The sequence below is a fragment of the Tepidimonas sp. genome (assembly GCF_029335975.1).
Classification (GTDB): domain Bacteria; phylum Pseudomonadota; class Gammaproteobacteria; order Burkholderiales; family Burkholderiaceae_C; genus Tepidimonas.
In genome coordinates, this window is sequence record NZ_JARJMT020000088.1 from 1 (window position 1) to 4194 (window position 4194).

Here is a 4194-nt window from a genome sequence, read left to right on the forward strand (position 1 = left end):
CTCGACCCACTAGCGCTCGCTGCGGATGGAGAACAGGGTTTGCAGCAGCAAGGTCTTGAGCAGCCTCTTCGGCGGCACCGAAGGGCGGCCTTGGCGGGCGTTAACCGCTTCGAATTCACGATCCATCGTCGCCAGCAGCGCATCGACCACGGCGCGCAGCCTGCACAGCGGATGTGCTTGCAGCACGCGCTCTTTAAGGCTGATGTCGCTGAACATCGCCCCTTGGAAGTTTTGGGTGCCTCGCATCGTCTTCGCCTGGGGCGGTTGCAGATGGCGTCAGATCGTAGCGGCCGTGTCGCGCGCTCGCGGAGAATTTTTCAACGGCCTGTTAGGCATTGACGGCGGCGGGCAACTTGCCCGCTGCATCATCGTCGACAAACACCAACCGGGAGGATGGCGGTCACGACGTGTTGGCGTGTTTCAGGGTACCGTTGGCACCAGCTCGCGCAACCGCCTTGCCGCCGCCACCATGTTGGCCAGGGCTGCCTCGGTCTCCGGCCAGGCGCGGGTTTTCAGGCCACAGTCCGGATTGACCCACAGCCGCTGCGGTGGGATGCGCTCGGCCGCCCGCTGCAACAGGCGCACCATATTCTCGACGGCGGGCACGTTTGGCGAATGGATGTCGTACACGCCGGGGCCGATCTCGTTCGGATACTCGTAATCGGCGAAGGCGTTCAGCAGCTCCATGTTGGAGCGTGCCGTCTCGATGGTGATGACGTCGGCGTCCAGTTCGGCGATGGCGGCAATGATGTCGTTGAACTCCGAATAGCACATGTGGGTGTGGATCTGCGTGCCGTCTTTCACCCCCGCAGTGGCCAGGCGGAATGCTTGCACCGCCCAGGCGAGATAGTCGTCGCGCCCCCGCGCGCGCAACGGCAGGGCCTCGCGGAAGGCCGGCTCGTCCACCTGGATGATGCGGATGCCGGCCGCCTCCAGGTCGAGGATTTCATCCCTGAGCGCGAGCGCGATCTGCCAGGCGGTATCGCGCCAGGGCTGGTCGTCGCGCACGAAGGACCACTTGAGCATGGTCACCGGGCCGGTGAGCATGCCCTTCATGGGTTTTTGCGTCAGCGACTGGGCGTAGGTGATCCAAGCCACGGTCATCGGCGCCGGGCGTGCCACGTCGCCGAAGATGATGGGCGGCTTGACACAGCGCGAACCGTAGGATTGCACCCAGCCGTGGGCGGTGAAGGTATAGCCGTCGAGCTGCTCGCCGAAGTACTCCACCATGTCGTTGCGCTCCGCCTCGCCGTGCACCAGCACGTCCAGGCCGAGACGTTCCTGCACCTCGACGGCGCGGCGGATCTCGGCGCGCATGCGCGCCTCGTACTCGGCTTGGGAGATGCGCCCGGCCTTGTGGTCGCGTCGGGCGGCACGGATTTCGGCGGTCTGCGGGAAGGAGCCGATGGTGGTGGTGGGCAGCGCGGGCAGTTGCAGGCGTGCGCGCTGCGCCGCCGCGCGTTCGGCGTAGGGCGAAGCGCGGTGGCCATCCTCGGGCCGGATGGCCGCGAGCCGCGCGCGCACGACGGGGTTCGTCACGCGCGGTGAGGCCCGCCGGGCTTCGCGTGCCGTGCGGCTTTCCGCCAGGGCCTCGCTCACCGCGTCAGGACCAGCGTCCAGGGCGCGCGCCAGGATGGCCAGCTCGCCCAGTTTCTGCACCGCGAAGGCGAGCCAGGGGCGGATCTCCGGGTCCATGTCGGTCTCGAGCGCGAGGTCGAGCGGCACATGCAGGAGCGAGCAGGACGGCGCCAGCCACAGCCGCTCGCCCAGCTTGGCCTGCAGCGGCGTCAGACGCGCGAGCGCGGCGTCGAGATCGGCGCGCCAGACATTGCGGCCGTCGATCGCACCCACCGACAGCACCATCGTCGCCGGCAGCCGATCGGCCACTTGCCGAAGTTCATCCGGGGCGCTCACGGCGTCCACATGCAGGCCAGCCACCGGCAGCTTCACGGCGGTCATCAGGTTGTCTTCCAGGGCGCCGAAGTACGTGGCCACCATTAGCTTGGGCCCGGCGTTGTGCAGCTGTTGGTAGGCCCGTTCAAAGGCCAGGCGCCAGGCCTGCGGCAAATCCAGGGCGAGAATGGGTTCGTCCAGTTGCGCCCACTCCACCCCCTGGGCGGCCAGGCGAGCCAGGATCTGGCCATAGACCGGCAGCAGAGCGTCGAGCAGCTCGAGCTTGTCGAAGTCGCCTTGCGCCTTGGCCAGCCACAGCCAGGTCAGCGGCCCGACCAGCAAGGCCTTGGGTGCGTGGCCCAGGGCCTTCGCTTCCTCGACCTGCTCAAACAGGTCCTGGCGGGACAGCGCGAAACGCTGCCCGGGCGCGAGTTCCGGCACGAGGTAGTGATAGTTGGTGTCGAACCACTTGGTCATCTCGCAGGCGAAGGCGGGCTCACCACTCGGCGCGCGGCCGCGCGCCATGCGAAAGTAAGTGTCCAAATCGACCTCGCCGCCGCCCCAGCCGAAGCGCGCCGGCACGACACCCAGGCGCGCGCTCATGTCCAGCATGTGGTCGTAGAGGGAGAAGTCTCCCACCGCCACGTAACGACAGCCGGCCTCCGATTGAAGCGCCCAGTGCCGCGCGCGCAGGGCCCGCGCCACGCCGTGCAGCTCGGCGGCGCTGCGCTCGCCCTTCCAGTAGCCCTCCAGGGCCCATTTCAGTTCGCGCTGGGCGCCCATGCGGGGTAGCCCCAAGGTGTGGATGTGGGTCATGCGTTCGCTCCGGTGATGATCGATGACCGAAGTTTCTCCCCGCATATAGAATGAGCGCAAGCGATTTATTTTCATGATTTGATGAGTGAACCTCATGATAGAACTGCGCCATCTGCGTACCCTGCTTGCCTTGGCCGAGACGGGCAGTCTGACGCTCGCCGCGCAACGCCTGCATCTGACGCAGTCGGCCTTGTCGCACCAGATCAAGGAGCTGGAAGCGCGTCTGGAATTGCCACTGCTCGACCGCAGCGCTCGGCCGCCCCGGCTCACGCAGGCCGGGGAAGTGATGCGGGGGTTGGCGCAGCGTGTGCTACCGCTGGTGGATGAGACCCTGAACGGGCTGCGCGACCTGGCCGTTGGCCGCGCCGGACGGCTTTACATCGCCAGTGAATGCCACAGTTGCCTGGAATGGCTGCTGCCGCGGCTACGCCACTATCGCCGGCGCTTTCCGGCGGTGGAGCTGGATGTGCTGTCCTCTGTCAGCCTCGACCCCTTGCCGCGCCTGCTCGACGGTGGCCTGGACCTGGTCTTGTCGCCCGATGCGCGCGCCCTGCCGGGGGTGGTCTGGACACCGCTGTTCGACTATGAAATGCGTCTGGTGGCGGCGGCAGACCATCCGCTGGCCAGCCGCAACCACGTGATGCCAGCGGAGCTGGCCGTCGAGACCTTACTGGTCTATCCCGTGCCGAGGGCACGGCTGGACGTCTTCGCCCGCTTTCTCTGGCCCGCCAGCGTGGAGCCGGCGCGCGTGCGCACAGTCGAGAGCACGGCCATGCTCATAGAGCTGGCCGCGCTCGGCCAGGGCTTGACCGTGCTGCCCGACTGGGCTGTGGCGCACGCCCTGGCCGAAGGACGCATCGGCACGCTGCGTCTGGGAAACGGCACGGGACTGAGCGGCACCTTGTATGCCGCCGTGCGCGCTGCCGAGGCCGACTTGCCCCATGTGGCCGGCTTTCTCGCCGGGCTGCAGCGAGCTTGATATTGGGCGCACCTATCCTGTGGCTTACGCATGATGCCCGTCCCACCAGATGCCGATGCTGCCCATGCGCACCCGGTCGTAGGTGGCAAAGCACAGCAGCGCCTAGCCCGCGAGCTTGGCCTGACCGATCAGTGGGGTCTTAGCCAGACTGCCCACGGTCTTCATCCAGCCAAAAGCCTCTTCGATGTGCTTGATGCGCTTGCGCACTTTGAGGCTGGTTTTGTCGCCCGCGTGGCGCTTGATGCGACCATCCACTGCCGAGTGTTTGTACTTGGCTGCTATGTGCGGCGTGAGCTTGAGCGCTCTGCAGCCCTCGATGAAGACCTTGCTGTCGTCGCCCTTGTCGGCCCCGATTCGGGCCCACGAACCAGCGCTAGAGCAGGTGGTCGTCGATGGCCTCGACCCGTTGGCGCTCGCGGGGGGGTTTTTCAACGGCCTGTTAGGGGCATGTGAGCGCAGATGCCTTCGAGCGGCTGTGCGACCACGCGCGCGAGCTCGACGACGAG

2 protein-coding genes and 2 pseudogenes are annotated in these 4194 nt (G+C 66.9%); 1 reads left to right on the forward strand and 3 read right to left on the reverse strand.

Annotation, left to right across the window (positions count from 1 at the left end; genetic code table 11):
• Positions 1-12 precede the first annotated feature (12 nt).
• Together P3W97_RS04990 and metE are read right to left on the reverse strand one after the other, a co-directional pair.
• Positions 13-246: pseudogene (locus P3W97_RS04990) on the reverse strand (transposase); the annotation flags it as partial.
• 174 nt (positions 247-420) lie between these two features.
• Positions 421-2709 carry a 5-methyltetrahydropteroyltriglutamate--homocysteine S-methyltransferase gene (gene metE / locus P3W97_RS04995; protein ID WP_300844371.1) on the reverse strand — a complete coding sequence of 763 codons (2289 nt, stop codon included), beginning with the start codon at positions 2707-2709 and terminating at the stop codon, positions 421-423.
• 94 nt (positions 2710-2803) lie between these two features.
• Between metE and P3W97_RS05000 the strand changes: the two genes are divergently transcribed.
• Complete coding sequence (locus P3W97_RS05000; RefSeq protein ID WP_300844372.1) at positions 2804-3688, forward strand: LysR substrate-binding domain-containing protein; 885 nt, start codon at positions 2804-2806, stop codon at positions 3686-3688.
• Positions 3689-3712: 24 nt separating this feature from the next.
• On the opposite strand, the pseudogene P3W97_RS05005 reads toward P3W97_RS05000, so the two are convergent.
• Positions 3713-4042 (reverse strand): annotated as a pseudogene (locus tag P3W97_RS05005) (IS5/IS1182 family transposase); the annotation flags it as partial.
• Positions 4043-4194 lie beyond the last annotated feature (152 nt).